This window comes from Nocardia sp. NPDC050712 (assembly GCF_040654295.1).
GTDB lineage: Bacteria > Actinomycetota > Actinomycetes > Mycobacteriales > Mycobacteriaceae > Nocardia.
The window spans coordinates 766651-792079 of record NZ_JBFAHT010000004.1 but is presented as its reverse complement, the minus strand read 5'-3'; the positions used below and the strand labels follow the sequence as shown (position 1 = coordinate 792079).

Genomic DNA, 25429 nt, shown 5'->3' with positions numbered 1-25429 from the left:
ATGACGCGAAACACCCAGACCGTGTCGAATCCCGCGGCGCGCCGCACCGCGCCCATCCCGCTGGTGGTGCTCGGCGAAATCCGCACCTGCCTGCTGCCGCATTCCAGCACGCTGGACGGTCAGGCCACCGACGAACTGCTGGCGCTGGTGCCCGGGGCGACGGTGCGCCGCCGCGAACGTCCCGGCCCCCTGGCCTTTTCGCCGCGCCGGGCGGTCGGGGTCGACTGTCATCTGGCCTGGGGCTCGACCACCTCGGCGCGGGTGGTGGGCACGGTGGCCTCCACGGCGGTCCTGGTGGGCGGGCGGCTGTCGCAGATGTCGGTGCACACCATCGTGGTGCGGGCGCCACAGAAGAAGCGCCGCCCCTGGGCGCACTACATCGGTCAAGTGGGCGTGACGGAACTGATCGGCACGCTGCCCGATCCCGCCATCGCCGACGAGGAGCTGGTGGCGGGTTACCTTGCCGCGCAGGGCCCGGCGAAGACGACGCTGGATCTGTCCTCGATCTGCGCCCGGCAGCTGGCCGGTCTGCGCGAAGCGCCCCAGCTGGACCAGCAGCCACCGCTGCAGGCGCCCACCACCCGGCTGCGCTGGACCGCCCAGATCGGCGGCAGCGCCGGGCCCGCGGTGTCCTTCCGGCTCGATGGTGAGCTGACCCGCACCGCGAACGTCATCGTGCGGGTGCCCGCCGAGATCCCCGATGCCCTGCGGTTCTGCCAGGACGTCGCGGTGCACGACTGGCTGCTGACCGTCATCGACGCGAAAGTGCGCGCGGCGGATGGGATCAGCGACGGGCGGCAGGTCGCCGTGCTCGCCCCGGTGCTCGAACACCTGGCGCACCTGTGGATGCCGGGCGCGCAGGTACCCGGCACCATGCGCTCGCCGTGGCGCGACCTGCAAGCCGAGGCGAGCTTCTCCAAGCAGTGGACGACCCGCGTCGAACAGGTGCAACGCCGGATCGAGGTGGCGACGTACTACGCCGCGCGCGGCGGAAACCCGGCCGGGGACTGGTGATCACAGCCGGAACCAGCGGCGGACCAGCAACGCGAAGAACACCGACATCGATACCGCGCCCAGCCATGCCTCGGTCGCGAACAGGATGCGCGCCTGCGGCGCCATGCCGACGGCGTTGGTCGGATCGAGTGGGTTCAGGAAGGTGAGGACGCCCAGGTAGACGACGTCGGTCCAGGATTTGTCCCCGGCCCACAGCAGTCCGAGCGCGGTGCAGATCACGATCTGCACGACCACCCAGCCCAGCAGCCAGAACGGCCGATAACCGTAGCCGCACAGTAGATCCGAGACCGCGCTCAGCCCGCGGCGCCAGCCCCGGGCGAAGGTCGCGCGGCGCGCCCGGGCCAGCGCCAGACCGCACCGATCCTCGGCGCCGACGTTCTTGTTGCGCCGGTACAGCTCGACCGCCGCGCTCCACGCCCGCACCGCGTACGCGGGCATGCCGCAGCGCGTCAGTTCGCCGGCCAGGGTCTCGTATTGGGCTGCGAGCAGCGAGTTCTGGATCGGGCTGAGCCGCAGCGGGCCGCGGAATTCGACCTCGGCGGCGATCAGCCCGGCCAGCAGCGGTGCGCGCCACGCCTCCTCGCCCGGCGCCGCGTCCGGCACCTGCGCGTACAGCGTGCCGAAGCGCAGCTTGTTGCTCTGGCGGCCCAGTGCGAGCAGTTCGGGCCGATCGATCAGAGCCTCGATCTGGGTGTCCAGATCATCCAGCGCGGCCGAGTCGGCGATCTCGTGCCGATCGAGGCGCTTGGTATAGCGCAGCGCGCGGTTGGCGATATCGTCGATCACCGAATTCAGCCGCCATGACGCATCACCCCCCGGCATACGTTTACTCCCCTGTCGCGCAGTGGCAATCAGGTTCCAGAGTAGCCGTTTTCGCGGATGCCGACCGGGGGCGTGATGCGGTGCAGTTTGTAGATGAGCACGTCGCGGGGTTCGTCGTCGCCGAAGTACCGCTCGTCGTGCTCGTGCAGGGTGAACCCGAAGTTCCGGAACAGGGTGTAGGCGGCCCGGTTCTTCGGGTCGACGGTCAGCAGCACCTCGTCCACGTCCGACCGTTCGCGGCACAGTTCGACACTGCGCCGCAGCAGGCCGAGCCCGTAGCCGTAGCCGCGCCGTTCGGGGGAGACGGCCAGACTGATCAGCCACGCCCGCTTGCCTTCTCCGATGGTCAGCGCGTACCCGACCACCTTGTCCTCCCCGTTGGCCTCGGGTTCGACCGCGACGACGCTGCGGTAGCTGTGCGCCTCCAGCAGTTGACGGAGCACGAAGAACGGATAGCGCTGATCGCGAAAGGCCTGACCATCGATCATCTGGATGTCGGGCAAGTCGGCCCGCGTCGGCTCCCGGTACATGGCCGACTTCCCCGCCGATCGAAGGTCCCCCGCGGTCGTGGTCATCTGCTCCCTTGCGTTCGGACACAAGAACCTATGAAGTCAAGCCTAGACGCAGCACTGGATCCGGAAATCGAAATCGGAGGCAGTGTACTCAGGCTTTACTTGACAATGTCCCCGCCGTAACGCCCTGCGTGTCGGTGCGGCGGGTCGGCACCGTCGCGACGGCCAGCAGGCAGAGGATCGCGATCGCGAAGCAAGCCAGTGTGTACCAAAGGTTTCCGAGCGGATCGCCGTTGGCGGTCACACCGTGCTCGGCGGCGAAGAAGTCGGGCAGCGCCGAGATCCAGAGCAGGCCCATGACACCCAGATAGATCGCGCCGTAGATCTGGACGAAGCGGTTGCGGTAGGGGGCCGGTTGCGCGTCGTCGCCGCGCAGGGTGCGCCACTGCCGGGTGAGTACGACCACGGCGACCACGCTGACGACGACCAATTCCGCCGCGTAGAGGAAGCCGCGCACGGGAGTGCTGCCGGCGCCGAGCACGGTGGCGGGAATCGGCAGGATGGCGGTGCCGAGCGAGGCGAGCACGCCGATGACGATTGTGCGCCAAGTCAATTGGAGACCGGTGAAGCTCTGGCCCGCGTCGACCTGCCGCCCGACGAACCAGCGCACGCACAGCGCCAGCGACATCGGCCACAGCGCCGCGAACACGACCACGCTGGGCAGCGGCACGGCGTCGAACATGGGCTGGTTCATCGGGTTGTCGACCGACCATTCCCACCACCGCAACTGCGGGCCGAGGTGATCGAAGATCTCGTAGAACCCGTGGTGGACGAAACCCACGCAGGCCGCACCGGCGAGCACGCCGTAGCGCTGGAAAACGCCCAGCATACGGACGATTTCGTAGGCCAGCGTCGCCATGAAGGGGTAGATCGCGACGATGTAGAGCGGCAGCCGGCCCCACAGGAAATCGACGGTGAAGACGTTGTGCGCGAACATCGTGTCGACGTGTTCGGAGATCCCGAACTCGTGCGGGAAGTACAGCGGCGGTTCGATGATGAACAGGTAGGCGGTGGCGCCGAACCAGAGCACCAGGTTGGTCGGGTCCCCGTGCCGGCGCAGGCGCACGATGGCATAGATCAGAGCCAGGACGGCGCCCAGCACGATGGTGAACTCGAGGACCGGCAGGGTCCAGTTCTCCAGCGCGAAGGGGTTACGGAACTCGACGAGCCCACCGGCCTCGGCGCAGGAAAAGCCGAGGGCTTCGGAGAGTTTCGCGAATGTGGACGCGCAACCGGCCGCCATCACCGCACCTCCCGCGTCTCGGCGGTGTACCAGTGCGAGACGTCGTAACCCGCGTCGAAACGTTTGAACCACAGGTCGGCCAGGTCGGGCAGCTGCTCGTGATCGGGATTGTGCTTGGGCAGCTGACTGCGCACGATGCCGACCAGCGCGACGAGCTGTTCACGCAGCGACAGGCCGTCGAACGCGCGCGGCATGGGGCCGTTGTCCTCGGCTCGCAAGCCGGGTAATAGTCGTCGGAGCTGCTGTTTGCGGCGGTAGGTCGCGTGCATGGCGAGCGCGTCGACCTGCCGATCCGCCAGCGGCACATGCTTGTTGAAGCCCTCGTTGGCGATCCGGATCACGCGCAGCACGTGCGCGAAGATCGAGGGCGCCTGCCGCATCCGGTAGGCGTCGCTGCCCACCACGTGATCGAAGATGATCAGCGCGGAGCTGCGATGCTCGACCTCCTCGACGAAATGCCAGATGAACAGGGAGGCAACGCGATCGTCGCCCGGCGCGAACAAAGTCGAGTCGTTGTCCAGCATCAGCTTGAACACCGGGGTGAAGGTGGCCTCCAGGTCCGCGGTGTAGGCCAGGCGGTAATCGAGCGTGGCATGGGTGGTGAGGCGGTCGAATTCCGCGATCACCGCGTTGTATGTCTCCTCCAGCCCGGGGTATGCCCTGATCAGCGCGTTGACGTGCTGGCGGTGCGCGGTGGAGTGCTGGCCCTCCTGGCGCACGAACGCGTCGGCTTCCTCGGCGACGTCGGGATCGCTGATCAGCGGCATGGCCTCGCGGATCATGTTCACGATCATCTTCTCGAAGCCGATGGCGAGCAGCGAGACCGCGTTGGCCATGGCCGAGAAGGCCGGATTCTGGGGGTTCCAGAGGAACGGCACGTCGTAGTCGGCGAAGGCGAACCGCATCTTTCGGACTTGCAGGTCGGTCATGGATAGACACCATACACAGAGTCGTATGTTTGTATGATTGAAATAGCGTTCACTCACCGGAACTGGGCAAACACGCCCAGGAAATGCTCTGGTACCGTCGGGCCAGTGGCAGGCAGGCGCGGGTGGGGCGGCAATCCGCCGAGCGATGACGACGAGGCGGCGCGCCGAATCGTCGCCGTCGCCATCGAATTGACCAGTCGTACCGGAACGGCGATCGGCATCTCCGATGTCGCCGAAGCCCTGGGTGTCATCCGCCAGACCGTCTACCGCTACTTCCCCAGCACGGACGCGCTGATGCGCGCGGTCGCCATCGCCTCGGTCGCGGAATTCCTGGATCGGCTGACCGAGCAGGTCGCCGGCCTGCACGACCCCGCCGAGGCAATGACCGAGGGCGTGGTCTTCACCCTGGCCGAGGTCAGTCGCACACCGCACCTGGGCTGGCTGGTCTCCAGCTCCTACGCCAATGTCGATCCCGGCAGCCTGGTCTCCGACGAGGCGCTGGACTTCGGGATGCAGATGATCCGCCGGTTCGACGTCGACTGGGAAAGCTACGGCTACGACGAGGAATCGCTGCACGAACTCGTCGAATTCTGCCTGCGCACCCAGCAGTCGTTCTTCACCGCGCCCGGTAATCCGCCGCGCGGCGAAGCCGAGTTGCGCCGGTACCTGCGCCGCTGGATGGGCTCGGCCATTCTGGCCCAGCCCACCCGCCTAGCGATGAATAGCGCCGTCCAGCAGAGCTAACGGCGCGGCGGTGCCGCCACGCACCTCGGCGATGATCTCGGCGGCGATCGACAGCGCGGTCTCCGCCGGTGTCCGGCCACCCAGGTCGAGTCCGATGGGCGAGCGCAGGCGGCCCAATTCCCCTTCGGTCAAACCACTTTCGCGTAGTCGGAGCAGCCGGTCGTCGTGGGTGCGCCGGGAACCCATCGCCCCCACGTAGCCGACCGGCAGCCGGAGCGCGACCTCCAGCAGCGGCAGGTCGAACTTGGCGTCGTGGGTCAGCACGCACACCACCGTCCGGGCGTCCACGGTGACCGAACGCAGATAGCGATCCGGCCAGTCCACAACGACCTCGTGCGCCTCGGGAAACCGGTCCGGCGTGGTGAACACCGCGCGGGCGTCGCACACCGTGACCCGATAGCCGAGGAACCGGCCCAGCGCGGCGAGCGCGGCGGCGTAGTCGATCGCACCGAAGATCAGCATGCGTGGCGGTGAACTGTAGGTCTCCACGAATTCGGCACCGCGCAAACAGGTCTCGTGCGACGGCTCGCCGAGGATGACGGTGGTGCGGGCGGCCGAGTCGAGTGCTCGCACCACTGTCACCGGCTCCGAGCGCGCCAGCGCCGCGACGGCCGGCGCCAGCGCCGCGCCCGGTGCCGGGTGCACGAAGATCTCGACCTCGCCGCCGCAGGTCAGCCCGACCGCGAAGGCATCGTCGTCGCTGTAGCCGAAGCGCTGCCGGACCGCGCGCCCGGATTCCAGTGCGTCCAAGCACAACTGGTGCACGGCCGCTTCGACACAGCCACCCGACACGCTGCCCACCACCTGCCCGTCGGCCGAGACCGCCATCGCCGCGCCCGGTTGCCGGGGCGCGCTCCCGCTGGTGCCGATCACCGTCGCGAGCGCGTAATCGACACCGGCGGCGTGCCATTCCAGCAGCCGGTGCGCGATGTCACGCACGGTGTGCGCCCGTCACCGCGCCGCCTGGCGCTCGGCCGCCAGCCGCACCGCGTCCAGGATTTTCTCGTATCCGGTGCAGCGGCACAGGTTTCCGGCCAGGGCCTCCCGGATCTCGACGTCGGAGGGTTCCGGGTTGCGTTCGATCAGGTCACTGGCCTGGACAATGAGACCCGGTGTGCAGAAACCACATTGGACCGCACCGGCTTCCACGAAGGCCTGCTGCATCGGATCCAGCTGCGCGCCCTTGGCCAGACCCTCCACGGTCCGCACCGAGCGGCCCTCCACCTGCCCGGCCGCCACCAGGCACGAGCAGGCGGTGATCCCGTCCATATAGACGGTGCAGGAACCACATTCGCCTTGCTCGCAGGCATTTTTGGAGCCGGGCAGGCCCATGCGCTCGCGCAGGATGTAGAGCAGGCTCTCGCCCGGCCAGACATCGTCGACGGTCACGGGTGCGCCATTGACAGTGAAGGTGACACGCATCAGGCCGCCTTCCTTTCTCCTGCATAGTCTTTCCAGGCCCAGGCGAGGGTTCGCCGGGCCAGTACCGCCAGGGCGTGGCGGCGGTATTCGGCGGTGCCGCGCACGTCGTCGATGGGCGCGGCGGCCGCCGCGACCAGTTCCCCGAAGCGGGTGAGCACCGCGGGGTCGAGTTCGGTGCGCGATTCCCACCGTCCGGTGGCGGTCAATTCGTCGCTCAGGAACTGCTCGGCGGCTCCGGCCCGACGCGGCGTGGGCGCCGCAGAGCCGAATCCGGTTCCCACCGCACCCTGTTCGGGATGCAGCGACAGCGCGAAGGCGGTCACGGAGATGACCATCGCGTTCCGGGTTCCGATCTTGGCGAACTGCTGCGGGCCCGCGGCCGGCCGGAGCCAGAACGCGGCGATCAGTTCGTCGGCCGCCAGGGCACTGCGTTTGACCCCGACGTAGAAGTCGGTGATCGGGATATGGCGGACGCCGCGCACCGAATGTGCTTCTACAACAGCGTCATTGGCGAGCAGCGGTGGATGTGCGTCACCGGCGGGGGAAGCCGCGCCGAGGTTGCCGCCGACGGTCCCGCGGTTGCGGATCTGCGGTGAGCCGACGGTGCGCGCGGCCATCGCCAATCCGGGTAGCCGGGTACCGAGTTCGGTGATGAGCCGGGTGTAGCTGACCCCCGCGCCGATGCGCAGCGAGCTGCCGGCCGGCGCCCACTCGGTGAGGTCGGCGATTCGCGTCAGATCCAGCAGGACGTCGGGTCGTTTGAGATCGAAGTTGAGCTCGACCATCACGTCGGTGCCACCGGCGATCGGAATCGCCTCGGGGTAGGCGGCTTTGGCCGCCAGCGCTTCGGCCCACGAGCCGGGTCGCAAGAATTCCATAGCAGAGCACTCCTGTGCGTAGAACGGATCAGCCGGCCAGGCAGGACCGCAAGCCGCGGGTCAGTTCCGCGCGGTCTAGGTCACGGCCGATGAAAACGACCTTGCCGGGCGGCTTCTCGCCCGGCCACGGCGCGGACGGGCGGATTTCGAACATGCTGTGGATGCCCTGGAGCACGAAGCGACGGTCGTCGTCGGCCACGGCGAACAGGCCTTTGAGCCGGAACACGTCGCCGCCGCGTTCGGCGAGGTGGGTGGTGAGCCAGGACTCCAGGGCGTGCTGATCGAACCCGCCGTCGAGCTCGATGCCCACCGAGGTCAGGCTCGGATCGTGCTGATGGTTGTCCTCGTCGAGCCAGTGCGGATCACCCGCCATGGTCCGCGCCATGTCGAACGCGCCGATGCCCAGCACGTCGTCGAGGTCGATGGCGGCGTACTGCGAGGTGAGGATGTCGGCGGTCGCGTTGATCGCGCGCACCGACTGCTCGATCGCCCGCACGTCCTCGGCCGCGACGAGATCGACCTTGTTGATGATGATCCGGTCCGCGAAGGCGATCTGGTCGACGACCTGATGCCCCACGCCGTCGTGCCCGACCTCGGCCAGATGCCCGCGGACGTGCTTGGCGTCGACCAGCGTGACGATGGCGTCGAGCGCGAAATGCGCGGCGATCTCGTCGTCCACGAAGAAGGTCTGTGCGACCGGGTTCGGGTCGGCGAGCCCGCTCGTCTCGATCAGAATGCGATCGAAGCGATCACTGCGCGCCAGCAGCGAACGCAGGATCTCGATCAGATCGGTCCGCGCGGTGCAGCACAGGCAGCAGCCGTTGCTCATCTCGATGATCTTCTCGTCCGCGTTCAGCACGAGATCGTTGTCGATCGGAATCTCACCGAATTCGTTCTCGATCACCGCGATACGGTGGCCGTGGTTGGCGGTGAGGATGTGATTGACCAGGGTGGTCTTGCCCGAGCCGAGGAATCCGGTGAGCACGGTGACCGGGATCTTGCCGGTGTCAGACATGGGAATCTCCTTGTTGCGTCAGGGAATGGAGCATGGTTCGCGCTCGGACCAGGGCGTCCGGCGAGATCTCGATCCGTTTTCCTTCGAAGGCCGGCCCGCGCGTCGCGTCGAGCCCCAGCCGGGACGTGGTTCCGTCGCTGGCCGAGGAGGGATCCAGGGGTGAGCCCGGGAGCCCGTCGACGGTCAGGATGTCGCGATGCGGCTGGAAGTGGGTGGCCAGCGCCCACAGCACCGCGGAGTCGTCGGTGAGATCGATATCGCTGTCGACGGCGATGACCGTCTTGACGTAGGGATCCCAGCCGAGCAGGCCCAGCATGATCTGGCGGGCCTGGCCCGGCCGGCTCTGCCGCACCGCCACATAGCAGTGGAAATGCGTGCCGGAGGTCGGGTAATGCACCGCGGTCACATCCGGGAAACGCGACTTGAGTTTCTCCGCCATTTCCGACTCGCGCGGAATTCGGGCGAGGTTCAGATGCTCGGCGGTATTGCCGCCTTCGACGTCGAAGAGGATCGGCTGCCGCCGCCGCATGATCGCGGTGACCCGCACCAGATTATTGGTGGACCGGTTCGAGGAGTAGCCCGAGAATTCGCCGAAGGGACCCTCCTCGACCTGCGCGACCGGATCGATCTCGCCCTCCAGCACGAAATCCGACCAGGCCGGCACGCCGATGCCGTGCCGGGGCGTGCGCACCACTTCCAGCGGCTCGCCCAGCAGGCCGCCCGCGATCCAGCGCTCGTCGACCTCGTAGCCGACCCGGGCCGAGGCGGCGAGCATGAACAGCGGGTGGCCGCCGATCACCATGGCGATGGGCATCGGCTTGCCCAGCTCGGCGTACTTGGCGAGCATGCGCCACAGGTCACCCCGCGAATGCAGGCTGGTCGCCAGTTCGGTGGGCGAGTGCACCATCGAGCGGTGATAGCTGAGGTTGCCCACCCCGGTCTCGGGATCCTCGGCGACGATGATGCCGCTGGTGATGTACGGCGCCCGGTCCGACGCGAAATGGCGCAGCATCGGCACCGTCGACAGGTCGACGTCGGCGCCGGTCTGCACGATTTCGAGGATCGGGCCGGTCTCGACCTGCCGCGGCGGCAACGGGCGGGCGGCCCGTGCGGCGAAGGTCTCGTGCAGTCCGCTCGGCACGGTGTCGAGCAGACGCGCGATCCGCTGCCGGGACGCGAACACGTTGCTCACCACCGGGACCGCGATGCCGTCCACCTTGGGGCAGTACAGCAGTTCGTCCCGGCCGCGCGCGGCCAGCTCGTAGATCAGTCCGGTCACGCCCTGGTCGGCGGGGACGACATCGGCGATCGCGAGCGCGTCCTCGGGATGTGCCGCGAGATACCGCTCGAGGAAGTCGTGCGGGTCCTGTCGCCGCGAAAGTTCGGAATAGGTCATCGGGTCGCTCCGTTCAGGTGCCGCGCGACGGTCGGTCCCTGCCAGCGCGGTGACAGGTCGTGCTCGATGCCGAACTGGTCGAGGATCTTGCCGCTCAGGTGCGCGAGCAGATCCTGAATGGATCCGGGTTGCTGATAGAACGCGGGCACCGGCGGCAGCACGATCGCGCCCGCCTCGGTCACCGCCGTCATATTGCGCAGATGCACCAGGCTCAGCGGTGTTTCCCGGGTGACGAGTACCAGCCGCCGCCGTTCCTTGAGGCAGACATCGGCCGCCCGGGTCAGCAGGTCGTCGGAAAAGCCGTGCGTGATCGCGGCCAAGGTCTTCATCGAGCAGGGGACCACGACCATGCCCATGGTCAGGAAGGACCCGGAGGCGATGCTCGCGGCGATGTCGCCGCGCTGGTGGTAGACGTCCGCGAGTCCGATGAGGTCATCGGGCCGCAGCCCCGCCTCGAGTTCGAGGGTGCGATGCGCCGCCCGGGAGATGACCAGGTGTGTCTCAACGGTTTTCAGGCGGTGCAGGGCGGTCAGCAGATGGATGGCGAGGTGCGGGGCACTGGCCCCGGTGATCCCGATCAGTAACCGGGGTGGTTCATGGGTCATGTCGGACTTTCTGACTTTCGAGCCGGCTTGCGGAGCTCGTGGAACACGACATTCAGCACGAGGGCGAGCAGGGTGCCGGTGGCGACGCCGCTCTTGAAGAACATCTCGGCGTAGGTGGGCAGCTGGTGGTAGAAGCGCGGCGCGTAGGCCGGGACCAGTCCGATGGCCAGCGAGAGCATGACGATCATCAGGTTGCTCGGCCGGCCGAAATCGACCCGCGCCAGAATCTGGATCCCCGCCACCGCCAGCGCGCCGAAGGTGACCAGCGCGGCCGCGCCGACGACGGGTGGCGGAATGGCGGCGGCCACCCGGCCGACGGGCTGGACCAGGCCGAGGACCAGCAGGATCACCCCGCCGACGGCCACCGGGAATCGGCTGCGCACGCCGGTCAGCGCGATCAGCCCGATGTTCTGGCCGAAGGTGGTGTAGACGAAGCCGTTGAAGATGCCGCTGAACGCGGTCATCAAGCCGTCCACCCGCAGCAGCCGCGCGATCTCTTTGGGCCCCACCGGTTTACCCACCACCTCGCCGACGGCCAGCCCCTGGCCCGCGCCTTCGACCATGAGCACGAAGACGATGACCAGAAAGAGCAGGATCGAGGGGACGTGGAACTGCAACGCGCCGAAGTGGAACGGGCGCATCATGCCCACCAGCGGCCCGTCGCCGACGCCGCTGAGACTGCCGATCCCCGTCGACCAGCCGACGATCGCCCCGATGACCAGCGCCGCCAGAATCGAGAGCTGCCCGAGGATGCCCTTGAACAGGCGCCGGAACAGCACCATCAACGCCATGGTCAGCGCGGCCAGCGCGATATGGCCGAGCCGGCCGTAATCCGGTGCGTTCGGGTCGGATCCGGCGATCAGCCGGATCCCGACCGGAATCAGTGTCAGTCCGATCAGGGCGATGACCGTGCCCGTCACCACCGCCGGGAACAGCTTGAGCAGCATGCTGAAATACGGGGCCACCAGGATCCAGATCACGCCGGCCACCAGTAGAGACCCGTAAACCGTTGCCATGCCCTGGTTCTGGCCGACCAGCACCATGGGCACGATGCCGCTGGAGGCCGCGCCGACGACCAGCGGCATGCGGATGCCGAACTTCCAGAACCCGAGGGCCTGCATCAGGGTGCCGATGCCGGCCAGCACCAGATCGATGCTCACCAGGTTGGCCAGGTCGGCATCGGAGAGGCCGATGGAGGTGCCGAACACGATGGGCACCACCACGACACCCGCGTACATGACCAGGGTGTGCTGCAAGCCCAGGAGCACCATATGCAGCAGACCCGGCCGGTCGTCGACCGTGGCCTGCGGCTGCGCGTCGCGACTGACTTCCTTGTCGGTCATGACAACTCAGCTCGCGGCCTGGGGATCGGCCTGTTTGACCGGCTCGACGGCGCGCGCCGGCTCCGGCTCCGCCGGCTCCGGGGCCAATTCTTTCTCTTCTTCCGCCACCGCGTCCGGTTCGACGCCGTTGAGCAGCAGATTGAGCAGGAACGCCGCGATGCCGCCCGCCGCGATGCCACTGGACAGCACGGTCTGCACCGGGCCCGGCAGCTGGTCGTAGAAGTCGGGAGAGCCCACCGGGATGAGCCCGAATCCGAACGCGATGGCGACGACGAGATGGTTGCGCGGGTTGCTGAAGTCCGCGCCCAGCATCAGCTTGATGCCGATCGCGCCCAGCGTGCCGAACATGACCACGCCGATACCGCCGAGCACCGGTCCGGGCAGCGAGGCGACCACCGCGCCGAGCTTGGGCAGCAAGCCGATCAGCACCAGAATCACGCCCGCGGTGGCGACCACGTAGCGGCTCATGACCCGGGTGATGCTGACCAGCCCGACATTGCCGCCGAAGGTGACGAAGGGGAAGCTGCTGAACACCCCGGCCAGGGCGGTGCCGACACCGTCGGCGCGCAGCGCCCGGGCGATATCGCTCGCGCCGACCTTGCGGCCGACCACCTGGCCGACGGCCAGGGTGTCACCCGTGGACTCCACCATGTTGACCACCTGCACGATCAGCATCGGGAGAATCGCGGAGAGTACGAAGGTCGGCGTGCCGAACGAAAACGGTTCCACCAGGCCGAAAATCGGGGCGTTCTGGGTGGCGGAGAAGTCGGTCAGCCCGAGCGGCCAGGCAGCCAGGGTGCCGACGGCCAGCGCGATGAGGATGGCGAAGCGGCCGATGCTGGGCCGCATCACCCGCTCCAGGACGACCACCAGAACGATGGTCGCGGCGGCGAGCAGCAGTCGCTTGGGTGCGCCGTGATCGGGCGCCGACGCGGTGCCCGCGATCATGGTCGCCGTCTTGGGCAGGAGGGAGAACCCGATGATCGCGATGGTCGTGCCGGTCACGATCGGTGGGAAATACCGGGTCAGCTGGGCGAACCAGGGTGCGATCAGCCAGGTGACGAGGCCGACCACGATGGTCGCGCCGAACACGGCGGGCAGGCCGGACTCGGTGCCCACGATGATGGCGGGGGTGATGCCGGTGAAGGTGGAGCCCATGACGATGGGCAGCCGCACGCCGACATTGAACAGGCCAAGGGTCTGCAACAGCGTCGCGAGGCCGCTGACGAACACGTTGGCGGTGACCAGGGTGGTGATCTGGGCCGGGGACAGTCCGATGCCCAAGCCGATGACCAGCGGTAGCGTGACCATGCCGGAGTAGGCGACGATCACGTGCTGGAGGCCGAGCGGAATCATATGGCGCAGTGGCGGAACCGAATCGACAGCGTCTCTCGGTGCCACCGACCGGCTGCGTGGTCGGGGGAAGATCTTCATAACTACTCCTGGGCCGGGCGGGGTCGGGTCAGAACAACCAGGGCGCGCGCAGTGCGGACATGCCCGCGCGCGAGATCAGTTGTTCGGCTTGGTAGTCGGCCTGCTCGATGGCGGCGTCCTCGTCGATCAGCAGGCAGGTCCCGTCGCGGTAGACGATCTGGCCGCCGACGATGGTGATCTCGACATCCGAGCCGCGGGCCGCGTAGACCAGCGAGCTCACCGCGCGATGCAGCGGGCGCAGGTGCGGCCGGTCCAGGCCGACGACGATGACGTCGGCCAGCCGGCCGGGTTCGAGCACGCCGGCATCGATGCCGGCGTAGCGCGCGCCCTCGCGGGTGGCCAGCTCGAGCGCGTCCTCGGCCCGGCAGCTGGTCGGGTCCAGGGTGGAGAGCCGCTGGGCGAAGATCGAGAGCTTCATGGCTTCGAAAAGATCCTGGCGGTGACCGCAGCTCGGCCCGTCACTGCCCAAAGACACTGCCGCGCCGCTGTTCCGGAGTTCGCGGAGCCGAATGGTGCCCGATGCGAGGTAGGCGTTCGAGGACGGGTTGTGCGCCACGCCCGCACCGGCCGCGCCGACCTGCTCGATCTCGTAGTCATCGAGCCAGATGGCGTGGGCCAGGGTCGCGCGCTCGTCGAGCAGCCCCTCCTTGGCCAGCCACTCGACCGGGCGGACGCCGTAGGTCTCCTGGTAGCTCTGCGGATCCTTGCTGCTCTCACAGCAGTGGGTGTGCCATTTGGTGTCGTATTCCGCCGCGAGTTCGACGCAGCCGCGAACCAGATCCTGATCCACGTAGGTGAGATTCAGTGGAGCGGGCCATATTTCGACCTTCGAGCCGCGGGGCCGATGCTGCACGGCCTCCCGGGTCATGGCGAGTTCGTCGGCGGCGCTGTAGCGGAACAGGCCCTGGGGCTGGCCCCGCTTGGCGGCGATTTCGGTACGGTCGCCGATCACCCCGCGGGCGATGACACCGCGCAGCCCCGCCGCTTCCAGCACGTCGGCGACCGCGATCGTCGTCGCCAAATCGCTTGGGGCGTAATGATTGTCGACGATGGTCGTGGTGCCCGTCCGGAGCGCCTCGGCCGCACCGAGACGCGCGGCCGCCATCGCGCCCGCCGTGGTCATGGCGATCGAGTAGGGCCACATGAACTCGCACAGCCAGGGCACGATCGACATGCCCTCGCCCAGCCCGCGGGCCAGCGCCTGGTACAGGTGATTGTGGCCGTCGACGAACCCGGGCAGCACCGCCCGGCCGGTGCAGTCGATGACCGTATCCGCCTGCCAATCGGCCATTTCGGCGCTCGAGCCGACCGCGACGATCCGCGTCCCGGTGATGGCGACCGCGCCCGGCTCGTGCACGGTGCGGGCGTCGTCGACCGTGATCACGGTCCCGCCGGTGAGGAGTAGATCGCAGTGCTGGGGGAGTGGAGGTGTCATGGCCGCCGCTGCCTTCCCGGGCGGCTGAGCCGCCTCAATTCCGTTGGCGTAGGGGGAGATAGCTCCCCGGGCCAGGCAAAGGCCTGGCGCGTGCCGAACGGTTTAACCCAGAGCGGGAGGTCACCGGCAGTGTGACCTGGCCCACATGTCCGGGTCACGGATACATGTAAACGGGAAGCCGTGACGGTTGTCAACCCTCAATCGGATCGAGTCGGAATCCTTGGATCGAGTGATGTGGGGCCTGACCTGCCGGGATCGGCAGTACGGAGGCGCAAGGATTACATGCAATCCGTTGACACGTCGGTTCGCCTGTGCTGAACTCGGTCTCATGGCGCCGGCAGTCGGGCCGGCCCGCCGCGGTATCGACCGCGGCCCGTAGGTGCGGTGATTCGCGGCCGGGGATCAGATCCCGACTTGATCGAGGAGAATCACACATTGATCATCGATACTCATGTCCACCCGACGAATCTCGTCGACGAGGCGTGGCGGCATACCGGCGAACCGTTCACCGGTGAGCGCACCCTGGAAATGATGGACGGCCCGTTCTGGATCAACGGGAAACCGCGCCGGGTCGACGTCAGCTGCATCATGCCGCCGCCGGGAAACACCGCCTGGCGGGAGGGAAACCGCAGCGGCCGCGAGGGCATTCGCGACTACCAGGCTTACGTGACCTCGCTGGTGCAGAAGTACCCGGACCGTTTCGTCGGGAACTTCATCTACAACCCCCGTTTCGGCCCGGAGTACGGCGCCGCCGAATTGGCCTTCCATGTGCGTGAACACGGCTACAAGATGATGAAGCTGCACGCCAACATGCACTCCTACCGCCCGGACCGGGCGCTGGACTGGTTGCGCCCCGCCCTGCGCGTCTGCGACGAGCTCGGTGTCACCGTGCTGATCCACACCGGCGACGGCCCGTACTCCATTCCCACCCAGTTCTATCCGATCATCCGGGAGTTCCCCGGGGTGAACTTCATCCTGGGCCACTTCGGCATTCAGACCGGTGGCGTCTACTGTTTCGAGGCCTTCTGGATGATCCAGGACTCGACCAATGTCATCGGTGAATCCGGCTGGCTGCTCCAGTCGCGCATCGTGGAATTCGCGAAGGAGATGAAGAAGAGCAAGATGGTCTTCGGCACCGATTCGCCGCCGAACGAGCCCGGAATGTGGGCGCGGGAGCTGGAAGTGCTGTGCCACAAGCCCCCGCAGGGCCTGGACCTGTCCGAGGACGATCTCGAGGGCTACCTGGGCAACAACATGGCCAAGCTGCTCGGGCTGGCCCCGACCCCGCCGCCCAAGGACAAGGCGGAGGCGGAGGCCTACCTGCGCGGCGAGATCGTCCAGGCCTCGGCGACGAACTCGCACGCCGACCACTACAGCGGCTACACGCCGTCGGCCTGGGCGGAGGAGGCGGCGCTGGACGCCGCGAAGTAACCCGCTAGCGGGGGGACTCCAGTGGTGTGCGGCTGCTTGTCCGCCGCTGGGGTCCCTTGGGCGCCGCGTCGCCGGTGAGCAGGGAGAACTCCCGGCGCCGCGGGGAATCGCCGGTCATATCCTCCCGGGTTGTTGCCTGCGACAGCCGCACTCGCAGCCGGGAGATATGGCGCTGGGCCACGGTTTCGGCGTACTCCGGATCGCCGGTGGCCATGGCTTCGACGATCTGAATGTGTTCGTCCAGCGCGAATCGGGGCGCGTCCACGCTGCGCCACAGCGAATGCAGCGCGAGGTGCGAGCGCCCGGCGATGGGCTCCAAAGTCGCTGTGAGGTGCGGATTCGCGGCGATCTCGCGCAGCGTGCGATGAAATCGGATATCCAGTTCGACATGCGCGGCATGGTCGGTGCCGCTGCCGAGCACCCGCTCGTGCTCGGCGAGAATCTCGCGCAGCGTGGTCAATCCGGTCGCGTCGAGCCGCTCGGTCGCCAGTCGTGCGGCCAGCCCCTCCAGCATTTCCCGCACCACATACAGTTCCCGCAGGTCGGCGATGTCGACCTTGCTCACTTCGGCGCCGCGTCGCGATACGTGGTTGGCCAGTCCCTCGTAGATCAGGCGCTGTACCGCCTCGCGCACCGGCGTGCGGCTGACATTGAGTTGGCGCGCCAATTCCGGGACGCTCAGCGCGGTTCCGGGGGCCAGCTGATTGCGGAGGATGGCGGTTTTGAGGGCCTCGTAGGTGCGGTCGGTGAGCAGCTCGCCGGACGGGATGCGCGGCAGAACGGGCGACTCTGACATGGCGGGGCGCCTCCTTGTGCGTCAACGTCGCCATATTACATGCAATCTCAGGGGCAGCCGCAGCTGCGTCCCCGCACCAAGTGCACCTCGAGGGTGTGATCGGGTTGGCGCGCTCCCGCGTCCCGCACCGCCCGCAAGGTCGAGACCGCGGCCCGGCCGAAGTCGTCGAACGAACGGCCCACCGTCGTCAGCGGCGGCCAGCTGTGCGCGGCGGGCTGCGTCGCGCCGAAACCCAGCACGGCCAGGTCCTCGGGCACCCGCAGGTCCGATTCCTGCGCCGCGGCAAGCACATCCAGGGCCAGGCCGTCCGCGGCGGCGAAAATGGCATCCGGCCGATCCGCTTGCCGCAGCCACTGCGCGACCTGCGCGCGCGAGGTCAGCCGGTCCAGCCCGGTCCGCCGGACGAGGCTGGGATCGCCGCCCGCGGCCCGGATTCCGTCCGCCCAGCCCAGTGCTCGCTCCGCCACCGGGCCGGATCGCGAAGTGCCGGTGAGGCAGCCGATCCGGCGATAGGAATGCGCGAGCAGATGCTCGGCGGCCAGCCGGCCGCCGTGCCGGTTGGCCAGCGTCACCGAGGTCGCCTCGATGCCCCGGGGGGCCCGGTAGTTGAGATAGACCACCGGGACATCGAAAGCATTTGTGGTGGCCTGCTTTTCGTCGACCTCCGCGCGTACCAGCAGTAGCCCGCTGACCTGAAAGCCGGCCAGCGTGCGCGCGTACCGGAGCTCCTGCTCCTGGGAGTAGCCCGAGTTGCCCAGCAGCACAAGCGAACCGTCGGCGAAGGCCGCGCGCTCGACACCGCGCACCAACTCGGTGAAGAAGCCCTCGCTGCTGTCGGGAACCACCAGCCCGATCGTGTTGCTGCGCGTCGAACGCAGCGCCCGCGCCACCAGGTTCGGCTGATAGTTCAGCTCGGCGATCGCCGCGAGCACCTTCTCCCGGGTCGCGGCGGCGACCGGCCGGGGGCCGTTGTTGATCACGTAGCTCACCACGGCGGGTGAGGTACCCGCCAGCCGGGCGACATCGTTGCGAGTGGTCCGCTGCACGGGCTCAGCGTACGGGCACCAAACCCTGGCAGGCCCTTGTCTACACGTGTAGACTCGGGCCGGGCTCCGGTCGGGGATGTGCCGACGGTCGCGATGGACTGGCGGCGATGGGCGGGAATGGACCGGCGGCCTCGATCAGCCACCGGTGTGTCGAAAACGCCGCAGTTCCAAGGAGTCAGCTCATGCGTAGAGCGCCCGATACTTCTCGCCCCGCAGCACCCGGCCGGAGGTCGCTATGACAACTCTGGTGCAGGGCGCACACACTCAGCAGGGCAAGGGCGTCGGCAGCAGCGCGCTGCGCCCGGACGGCAACCTCAAGGTCACCGGCGAGTTCGCCTACTCCTCGGATCTGTGGATCGACGGCATGGTGTGGGCGACCACGGTGCGCAGCCCGCACGCGGCAGCGCTGATCCGGTCGATCGACACCAGTAAGGCGCTGGCCCTGGAGGGCGTCTACGCGGTCCTGACCCACGAGGACGTCCCGGGCGCGAAGACCTACGGGATGAAGATCGCCGATCAGCCCGTCCTGGCCATCGACCAGGTCCGGTACCAGGGTGAACCGGTCGCCCTCGTGGCCGCCGACGATCCCGAGACCGCGCGCCGCGCGGCCGAGCTGGTCGCGGTCGACTACGAACCGATGGAGCCGGTCACCGATTCCGAACGGGCCCTGGACGAGGGCACGCGAGTCCTGCACGACGGCTCGAATCTGGTGCGGCACGTCAAGATCCGGCACGGTGATATGGCGCGGGCCCGCGCCGAAGCCGAGGTCGTTGTCGTCGGCGACTACGAGGTCGGCATGCAGGATCCCGCCTTCCTCGGACCCGAATCGGGCCTCGCGGTCCCCGCGGCGGACGGCGGCGTGGAGCTCTATGTCTCCTCGCAGTGGCTGCACAAGGACCTCGAGCAACTCGCGCCGTGTCTCGCGCTGCCCCTGGACAAGGTCCGGCTGACGATGGCCGGCGTGGGCGGCGCCTTCGGCGGGCGCGAGGATCTCTCGGTGCACGTCCACGCCTGCATGCTGGCGCTGCGGCTCGGCAAGCCGGTGAAGATGATGTACAACCGCTACGAATCCTTCTTCGGCCACGTGCACCGGCATCCCGCGAAGATGCGCTTCGAGCACGGGGCCACCCGGGACGGCAAGCTCGTTTACGTCAAGGCGCGCTTGGTATTCGACGGCGGCGCCTACACCTCCACCTCGCCGGTCGTGATCGCGAACGGGTCGTACTTCGTGGCGGGCGCGTACGCGGTGCCGCACGCGGAGATCGACGGGCTGGCCGTCTACAGCAACAACCCGCCGTGCGGCGCGATGCGTGGCTTCGGCGCGGTGCAGTCGGCCTACGGGTGCGAGTCCAACATGGACAAGCTCGCCCGCGCGCTCGGCATGGATCCACTCGAACTGCGGCTGAAGAACGCCATGACCACCGGCACGGTGCTGCCGACCGGCCAGGCCGTGGACGGCCCCGCCCCGGTCCGGGAACTGCTCGAGGCCCTGCGCCGGCGGCCGCTGCCCGCGACCGAGGCGGCTCCCGACCTGCGCACCCTGCCCGGCGGCGTCGGCAACACCACCCACGGCGAAGGCATTCGCCGCGGCATCGGATACGCGGTGGGCGTCAAGGCGATCGGCTACTCCGGTGGCGTCGACGACATCTCGACCGCGCGGGTGACCCTCTCGATCGCCGCCGGCGCGCCCGTCGTATCGATCCACACGGCGGCCGCCGAATGCGGGCAGGGAATCACGACCGTGCAGTCGCAGATCGCCACCACCGAACTCGGCGTCACCCGGGTGGTGGTACTGCCCGCCGACACTCAGATCGGCGATGCGGGGTCCGCGTCGGCCTCCCGGATGACCTGGATGTCCAGCGGCGCGGTCCAGGGTGCGTGCCGGATCGTCGCGCAGCAGATTCTGGGCCGGGCCGCGGCGGCGACCGGTCGCGACGCTGCCGGGCTCGCCCTCGGTGGCGACGCGATCCTCGACGCGGGCACCGGTTCGGTGCTGCTCTCGATCGCCGACGTGGTCGGCGCGGAAACCGTGGAGGGCGTGCACGAGTACCACCACCGCCCGACCGAGGGTATCGATCCCGAGCGCGGCCAAGGCAACGCGCACATCGCCTTCGCGTTCTGCGCGCACCGCGCCGTGGTGGACGTCGATGTCGATCTCGGACTGGTGCGGGTCGTCGAATTGGCGGTGGCCCAGGATGTCGGCAAGGCCATGAATCCGCTGGCGGTCGAAGGCCAGATCGAGGGCGGCAGCGCGCAGGGGCTCGGCTTGGCGCTGATGGAGGAGGTCGTGGTGGATAGCCTTGGGCGCGTGCGCAATCCGTCGTTCACCGACTATCTGATCCCGACGATTCTCGATGTGCCGCCGATGCCGATCTCGATGTTCGAATTCCCGCACCCGGACTCGCCGTACGGGCTCAACGGTGTCGGCGAACCACCCACGCTGTCCTCGACGCCCGCGATTCTCAACGCGCTGCGCGCTGCCACCGGACTGGATCTGCCCCGGATCCCGGTGCGGCCGGACGACATCGCACTGCAACCGGTGGGGTGAAGCGATGCCGCCGGGCGAAGGGGGGGAGTTGCCCGGCGGCATCGACATCAGCGACGGCTACCGACCCGCGAGGGGTGCGATGCGCCGTCAGGGTGGGCGACACCCTTGGGGGGGATAAGGGTGTCGCCCGGCACCATCCTAGAGGTGAAACCTCCGTAATGCGCAATTCGGCGAAAACCGCTGAAATCGCAGGGCGCGAAATGCATCTGGTGCGCCGCCGATCGCCACGCGCAAGCGGCGAATCCGCGGCCGGTCCGCCCGGGGTGCGCAAGCCGCCGCGCCGCGCGAGTGGCAGATTGGCCGTCGTACCGGATGGACAACGGAGGTTTCGGCGTGACGGATACGACGACGTCGCAGGCGCGCGCGGCTCGGGTGATCACCGAGCTCGGTGCGCCCTGGGTGGTCAATATCGTGACCGGGACGGTCGCCGGATACGCCGTGGGTGCGCTCGGCTGGGGGCTTTTCGTCGCCGCGATCACCGGCGGGTTGCCGATGATCATGATCCTGGCCGGGGTGCGCCGGGGTCTCGCGAGCGATCACCATGTCACCGAGATCGACGGCCGGCGCTGGGTGATCCCGGCGATCCTGGGCATCGTGGGCGCGGGCCTGCTCGTCGAGATCGTGCGGGGCGCGCCGCGCGCGCTGATCGCCTGGACGGTCGCCGGGTTGGTCGTCCTGCTCGGTATCGGCATCGTGACCGTGATCGGTCGCTGGAAGGTGAGCGTGCACACCGCGGTGAGCGCGGGGACCACGGTCCTGCTGGCGCTGATCGCTTCACCCTGGTTTCTGGCGGCGCTGCCGCTGACGGCCGTCAACGGCTGGTCCCGGGTGTGGCTCGGTGACCACACCCGCGGCCAGGTCGTCGCCGGCTCGCTCGTCGGCGCCGCGCTCGCCGCGGCGGCCTATCAGGTGGTGGCCGGCTAGCCGGTCACCGTGCCCGGGCGAGCCGGGCGGCCTCCCGCGTGGCATTCGTATTCGCCTGTCCCGCGCGGGATCCCGCGAGTTTCGCGCGAATATGCTCGGCGACGGTGACGGGCGCGTACTTGTTTCCGGCACCCAGGCAGGACGGCAGCGTCTCGATCACCGCGTCGATATTGCCGTCGTGGAAGAAGGCCGCGCTGCGCCGGCGCTGGATGGTGCCGTTCACGATGGGCGGCTTGACCCGGTGCAGCGTGGACAGCCACTCCTCGTTCGTCCACCGCGCCATCAGGTCACCGAGATTCACCAGCAGCGCACCGGGGGCGGGCTGGACGTCGTGCCACCGGCCGTCGGCGGCCAGCACCTGCAGGCCCGGCGCCTGATCGGCCCACAGCACGGTGACGATCCCGTAGTCGGTGTGCTCGCCCATGCCGGTGAGGTCGCCGTCCAGGTCGACCGTGCCCGGCGGCAGTGCGTAGTTGTTCATGCGCAGCACATCCAGGGAGTGATCGGTGAATCGATCGAAGAATCCGGCCGGCAGGTCGAGTGCGTCGGCGAACAGGGTGGTCAAGGCCCGCGCCACCCGCCCCGCCTCGGCGAAGTAGGTCTGCACCGCTCGCTGGAAGTCCGGAACCCGCTGCGGCCACACGTTTTCCGCGTAGTCGGTGGCGGGCAGGTCCAGTCCCGGATAGTCGGATACGGCGGTGCCAATATTGAATGCCTCGAAGAAATCGTTCATCCGATTGGCCGCCGTCACCCCGAGGCTCAGGCTCAAACTCTCGCTCTTGGGCGGCGCGTAACCGCGGTTGACGTCCGGCGGCGTCCGATACCGCCCCTTCATTTCGAGCGGCAACCCGAAGAACCCGTCCAGCGCGTCGGCGAACCCCTCGATCACCGCTCGTGGAATCCCGTGCCCCACAATCTGCATGAACCCGACCGTCCGGGCCGCCCGATCGAAATCCCGGGCGGCCCGGTCGCGCAGCTCCGCGGACCCACCACGCACATACGGCGCGATATCGATGACAGGTACTTGCACGGCACGCTCCCGGACGCAGTAGAGACGAAGGACCTCACCCAGGGTGGGTGACCGGTGTGTCCGGGATGTTCGTGCGGGTATCGATCGCGTTAACCGTGTCAGCCGAAATCGGCCGGGTTCACCGCGGCGGCCATGGCGGCGTAGCCCGCGTCGCCGGGGTGGATGTGATCGCCGCTGTCGAACTGCGGGGCGAAGCGCCGGGGGTTGGCCGGATCACGCAGTGCGGCATCGAAATCGACGATGGCGTCGTAGGCGCCGGCGGTGCGGATCCAGCTGTTGAGGGCTTGGCGGGCGGACTCGGCGGCGGGGGAGAAGTAGGGCGAGCCGTCGATCGGGGTCAGGGTGGCGCCGATGACTCGAAGGCCCTTGGCGCGGGCCCGGCGGATCAGGTCGAGATGCCCGGCTACGAGCTGGTCGGTGGAGACGGGCACGACGGTGTCGGCCGCTCCCGGGCCCGCGGCGCTGAGCCCGATGTCGTTGATGCCCGCGAGGATGATGACGGTGCCCACGCCCGGCTGCTCGAGAACGTCGGTCTGGAAGCGGCGCTGCGCACTCGCACCCAGCCAGGACGAGTCGACGGTGAGCCGGTTGCCGCCGATGCCCTGGTCGATGACCGCGCGGGGAATGCCCTCGGCGGCAAGACGTTCGGCCAATTCGTCGGGGTACCGGTTGTCCGCGCCGACGGTCGAGCCGACGCCCTCGGTAATGGAGTCGCCGAAGGCGACCACGCCGGAGCGCTGCGGCAGCACCTCGAAGACCTCGACGCCCGAGAGGTAGTACCAGGACTGCGTGGTCTCGGTGAAGGCGGTGCCCGCCGCGTCCGCACGATGGTCGCCGGTGGCGCGGTAGCTGGTGGTGAGGGCCTGTGCGTGGTGGGTCGCGGGGCCGGTCGGCGCGGCGAGGTGGAGCGTGATGGTCAGTGACTGGAACGGCGCGACCGGCAGCGGCACCGGATCGGTCGCGAGCTCGGCCCCGGCCGGGATCCGGAACTCCGCTGCACCGCCGAAGGTCAAGGGCCGCAGGGTGTCCGGTCGAATGTCCGCGCCGGTGCCGGTCACCGCGACCGTGCCACCGGCGATCGCCAGTGTGCCGGTGCCGTATCGATTGGTCAGCCGCACCCGGGTGGCGAGACCACCCTGGCTCACCCGGATGACCTGCCGCAGCGTGTGATTCGAGAATCCCTCGAGGGACCAGCTGGGTCCCATTGTCTTACTCGGCATTTGGGCCGAGGTGGTCCACACGGAGGTCCATCCGGCCCCCGCCGCCGTCACCGCGGGTGCGGTGACGGCGGCGACGAGCAGGAAGAGGCTGACGACCAGGGCTCGAAGAAGACGCATGACGAAGTCCGTTCAGCAGCAGGGGATGTCAGAGCGCGGGCACAGCGAGTTGGTCGGGCGCGGCGACGGTGGCGGCCGGTCGGCGCAGCACGGTCAGGGTGACCACCAGCGCGGCGGCCAGCAGCCCGGCGGCGACGGTGAAGGCCAAGCGGTAACCACTGGTCAGCGCCGCGGCCTCGGAAGCGCCCGCGACCACCTGGCTCCCGGTGCGGGAGGCGGCGAGGGTGGACAGCACGGCGATACCCAGCGCCATGCCGACCTGCTGCGTGGTGTTGAACAACCCGGACGCCAGCCCGGCGTCCTCGGCATCCGCGTCGGACATGCCCAGCGTGGCCAGCGCGGGCAGCACCAGCCCGCCACCGGCGATCAGCACCATCATCGGCAGCAGATCCACGACATAGGAGGCCTGCACCGGAAGCCTGGTCAGCCAGCTCATTCCGGCCAGCAGCAGCACCAGTCCGGCGACCAGCACGGCACGCTCGCCGAAGCGGGCGATCAAGCGCGCCGAGGCGAACAGCGACACCCCGCCGATGGCGACGGCCGCGGGCAGCATGGCCAGCCCGGTGGCCAGCGCGCTGTAGCCCAGCACCTTCTGCATGTACAGCGCGACGATGATCTGGAAGGCGAACATCGCCGACAGCGTCAGCATCTGCACGATATTGGCGCCGGAAACATTGCGGGAGCGGAAGATTCGCAGCGGCAGCAGCGGGGTCCGCGCGGTCTGCTGACGCCGGACGAAGGCGGCGAGCAGACCGGCCGCGACCGCACCGAGGCCCAGCGTGTGCGCGGAGGTCCAGCCGTGCTCCTCGATCTTCACCACGGTGTAGATGCCCAGCATGAGTCCACCGGTCACCAGCAGCGCACCGAGCGCGTCCGCACCCGCGGCCAGCCCGATACCCCGATCATTGGGCAGGGCCTTCACCGCCAGCGCGATGGTCACCAGCCCGATCGGCGCGTTGATGAGGAAGATCCAGTGCCAGTTCAGCGCGTCGGTGAGCACACCGCCCAGCACCTGGCCGATGGAGGCGCCGGCCGCGCCGGTGAAACTGAAGATCCCGATGGCCTTGGCCCGCTCCCGATTCTCGGTGAACAAGGTGACCAGGATGCCCAGCACCACCGACGAGGCGAGAGCGCTACCCACGCCCTGCAGGAAGCGGGCGGCGATCAGCATCTCCGGCGAGGTGGCCGCGCCGGCGAGCAGCGAGGCGGCCGTGAAAACCACGTTGCCGGTGAGGAACATGGTCTTGCGGCCGATCAGGTCACCCAGTCGTCCGGCCAGCAGCAGCAGTCCGCCGAAGGCGATCAGGTAGGCGTTCACCGTCCAGCTCAGCCCGGCCGCGGTGAAGCCCAGATCGTTCTGGATCGCGGGCATCGCCACGGTCACGATGCTGCCGTCGAGGATGGTCATCAACGTCGACGCCGAGAGGACGGCGAGGGCGAGGCGCTTGGACATTGTCATAGGTCT

The 25429-nt window shown here is 68.5% G+C and carries 23 protein-coding genes; 5 read left to right on the top strand and 18 right to left on the bottom strand.

The features are described from left to right. Positions 1 to 1014 (top strand): SCO2521 family protein, encoded by a 1014-nt coding sequence (locus AB0H76_RS31765; RefSeq protein WP_357330708.1) that lies wholly within the window; start codon positions 1 to 3, stop codon positions 1012 to 1014. On the opposite strand, the gene AB0H76_RS31760 is transcribed toward AB0H76_RS31765, so the two are convergent. The 4 genes from AB0H76_RS31760 to AB0H76_RS31745 all read right to left on the bottom strand — a co-directional run bounded on the left by AB0H76_RS31760 (position 1015) and on the right by AB0H76_RS31745 (position 4580). Next, positions 1015 to 1836 carry a hypothetical protein gene (locus AB0H76_RS31760; protein WP_357330707.1) on the bottom strand — a complete coding sequence of 274 codons (822 nt, stop codon included), beginning with the start codon at positions 1834 to 1836 and terminating at the stop codon, positions 1015 to 1017. 29 nt (positions 1837 to 1865) lie between these two features. Continuing rightward, positions 1866 to 2411 carry an N-acetyltransferase gene (locus tag AB0H76_RS31755; RefSeq protein ID WP_357330706.1) on the bottom strand — a complete coding sequence of 182 codons (546 nt, stop codon included), beginning with the start codon at positions 2409 to 2411 and terminating at the stop codon, positions 1866 to 1868. Between the two features lie 88 nt (positions 2412 to 2499). Beyond that, positions 2500 to 3651 carry a hypothetical protein gene (locus tag AB0H76_RS31750; protein ID WP_357330705.1) on the bottom strand — a complete coding sequence of 384 codons (1152 nt, stop codon included), beginning with the start codon at positions 3649 to 3651 and terminating at the stop codon, positions 2500 to 2502. After that, positions 3651 to 4580 carry a metal-dependent hydrolase gene (locus AB0H76_RS31745; protein WP_357330704.1) on the bottom strand — a complete coding sequence of 310 codons (930 nt, stop codon included), beginning with the start codon at positions 4578 to 4580 and terminating at the stop codon, positions 3651 to 3653. The genes AB0H76_RS31750 and AB0H76_RS31745 overlap by 1 nt, the downstream gene beginning before the upstream one ends. A gap of 105 nt (positions 4581 to 4685) precedes the next feature. Here AB0H76_RS31745 and AB0H76_RS31740 point away from each other — a divergent pair, with 105 nt between their 5' ends. Beyond that, complete coding sequence (locus AB0H76_RS31740; protein WP_357330703.1) at positions 4686 to 5324, top strand: TetR/AcrR family transcriptional regulator; 639 nt, start codon at positions 4686 to 4688, stop codon at positions 5322 to 5324. Here the strand turns inward: AB0H76_RS31740 and AB0H76_RS31735 are convergent. The 9 genes from AB0H76_RS31735 to AB0H76_RS31695 form a co-directional block, all read right to left on the bottom strand. Then, positions 5292 to 6263, bottom strand: a complete 972-nt coding sequence (locus tag AB0H76_RS31735; protein WP_357330702.1) for an XdhC family protein — start codon at positions 6261 to 6263, stop codon at positions 5292 to 5294. The genes AB0H76_RS31740 and AB0H76_RS31735 overlap by 33 nt on opposite strands. A 12-nt stretch (positions 6264 to 6275) precedes the next feature. After that, positions 6276 to 6746 carry a (2Fe-2S)-binding protein gene (locus AB0H76_RS31730; RefSeq protein ID WP_357330701.1) on the bottom strand — a complete coding sequence of 157 codons (471 nt, stop codon included), beginning with the start codon at positions 6744 to 6746 and terminating at the stop codon, positions 6276 to 6278. Further along, positions 6746 to 7624: an FAD binding domain-containing protein gene (locus AB0H76_RS31725; protein WP_357330700.1), complete on the bottom strand. Its 879-nt coding sequence runs from the start codon at positions 7622 to 7624 to the stop codon at positions 6746 to 6748. Before AB0H76_RS31725 ends, AB0H76_RS31730 begins: the two co-directional genes overlap by 1 nt. A gap of 28 nt (positions 7625 to 7652) precedes the next feature. Further along, a complete protein-coding gene (locus tag AB0H76_RS31720) occupies positions 7653 to 8639 on the bottom strand; it encodes a GTP-binding protein (RefSeq protein WP_357330699.1) in 987 nt (328 codons plus the stop codon). Further along, a complete protein-coding gene (locus tag AB0H76_RS31715; RefSeq protein WP_357330698.1) occupies positions 8632 to 10035 on the bottom strand; it encodes a UbiD family decarboxylase in 1404 nt (467 codons plus the stop codon). The genes AB0H76_RS31720 and AB0H76_RS31715 overlap by 8 nt, the downstream gene beginning before the upstream one ends. After that, positions 10032 to 10640: a UbiX family flavin prenyltransferase gene (locus tag AB0H76_RS31710; RefSeq protein WP_357330697.1), complete on the bottom strand. Its 609-nt coding sequence runs from the start codon at positions 10638 to 10640 to the stop codon at positions 10032 to 10034. The genes AB0H76_RS31715 and AB0H76_RS31710 overlap by 4 nt, the downstream gene beginning before the upstream one ends. After that, positions 10637 to 11983, bottom strand: a complete 1347-nt coding sequence (locus tag AB0H76_RS31705) for a nucleobase:cation symporter-2 family protein (RefSeq protein WP_357330696.1) — start codon at positions 11981 to 11983, stop codon at positions 10637 to 10639. Before AB0H76_RS31705 ends, AB0H76_RS31710 begins: the two co-directional genes overlap by 4 nt. A 6-nt stretch (positions 11984 to 11989) precedes the next feature. Further along, positions 11990 to 13339 (bottom strand): nucleobase:cation symporter-2 family protein, encoded by a 1350-nt coding sequence (locus AB0H76_RS31700; RefSeq protein WP_357330695.1) that lies wholly within the window; start codon positions 13337 to 13339, stop codon positions 11990 to 11992. 106 nt (positions 13340 to 13445) lie between these two features. Beyond that, entirely contained in the window at positions 13446 to 14852 is a 1407-nt protein-coding gene (locus AB0H76_RS31695) for an amidohydrolase (protein ID WP_357330694.1), read from the bottom strand. 435 nt (positions 14853 to 15287) lie between these two features. On the opposite strand from AB0H76_RS31695, the gene AB0H76_RS31690 reads away from it, so the two are divergent. Further along, positions 15288 to 16283 (top strand): amidohydrolase family protein, encoded by a 996-nt coding sequence (locus AB0H76_RS31690; RefSeq protein WP_357330693.1) that lies wholly within the window; start codon positions 15288 to 15290, stop codon positions 16281 to 16283. A 4-nt stretch (positions 16284 to 16287) separates the two neighbouring features. On the opposite strand, the gene AB0H76_RS31685 is transcribed toward AB0H76_RS31690, so the two are convergent. Beyond that, positions 16288 to 17079 (bottom strand): GntR family transcriptional regulator, encoded by a 792-nt coding sequence (locus tag AB0H76_RS31685; protein ID WP_357330692.1) that lies wholly within the window; start codon positions 17077 to 17079, stop codon positions 16288 to 16290. A gap of 47 nt (positions 17080 to 17126) precedes the next feature. After that, entirely contained in the window at positions 17127 to 18125 is a 999-nt protein-coding gene (locus AB0H76_RS31680; RefSeq protein WP_357330691.1) for a LacI family DNA-binding transcriptional regulator, read from the bottom strand. 235 nt (positions 18126 to 18360) lie between these two features. Between AB0H76_RS31680 and pucD the strand changes: the two genes are divergently transcribed. Continuing rightward, complete coding sequence (pucD, locus tag AB0H76_RS31675) at positions 18361 to 20673, top strand: xanthine dehydrogenase subunit D (protein ID WP_357330690.1); 2313 nt, start codon at positions 18361 to 18363, stop codon at positions 20671 to 20673. Positions 20674 to 21006: 333 nt separating this feature from the next. Further along, positions 21007 to 21597, top strand: coding sequence for a phosphatase PAP2 family protein (locus tag AB0H76_RS31670; protein ID WP_357330689.1), 591 nt, complete (start codon positions 21007 to 21009; stop codon positions 21595 to 21597). Positions 21598 to 21601: 4 nt separating this feature from the next. Here the strand turns inward: AB0H76_RS31670 and AB0H76_RS31665 are convergent, their stop codons facing one another. The 3 genes from AB0H76_RS31665 to AB0H76_RS31655 form a co-directional block, all read right to left on the bottom strand. Beyond that, entirely contained in the window at positions 21602 to 22627 is a 1026-nt protein-coding gene (locus tag AB0H76_RS31665; RefSeq protein ID WP_357330688.1) for a 2-oxoglutarate and iron-dependent oxygenase domain-containing protein, read from the bottom strand. Positions 22628 to 22725: 98 nt separating this feature from the next. Then, positions 22726 to 23964: an SGNH/GDSL hydrolase family protein gene (locus AB0H76_RS31660; protein ID WP_357330687.1), complete on the bottom strand. Its 1239-nt coding sequence runs from the start codon at positions 23962 to 23964 to the stop codon at positions 22726 to 22728. 28 nt (positions 23965 to 23992) lie between these two features. Next, positions 23993 to 25423 carry an MFS transporter gene (locus AB0H76_RS31655; protein WP_357330686.1) on the bottom strand — a complete coding sequence of 477 codons (1431 nt, stop codon included), beginning with the start codon at positions 25421 to 25423 and terminating at the stop codon, positions 23993 to 23995. Between the last annotated feature and the right edge of the window lie 6 nt (positions 25424 to 25429).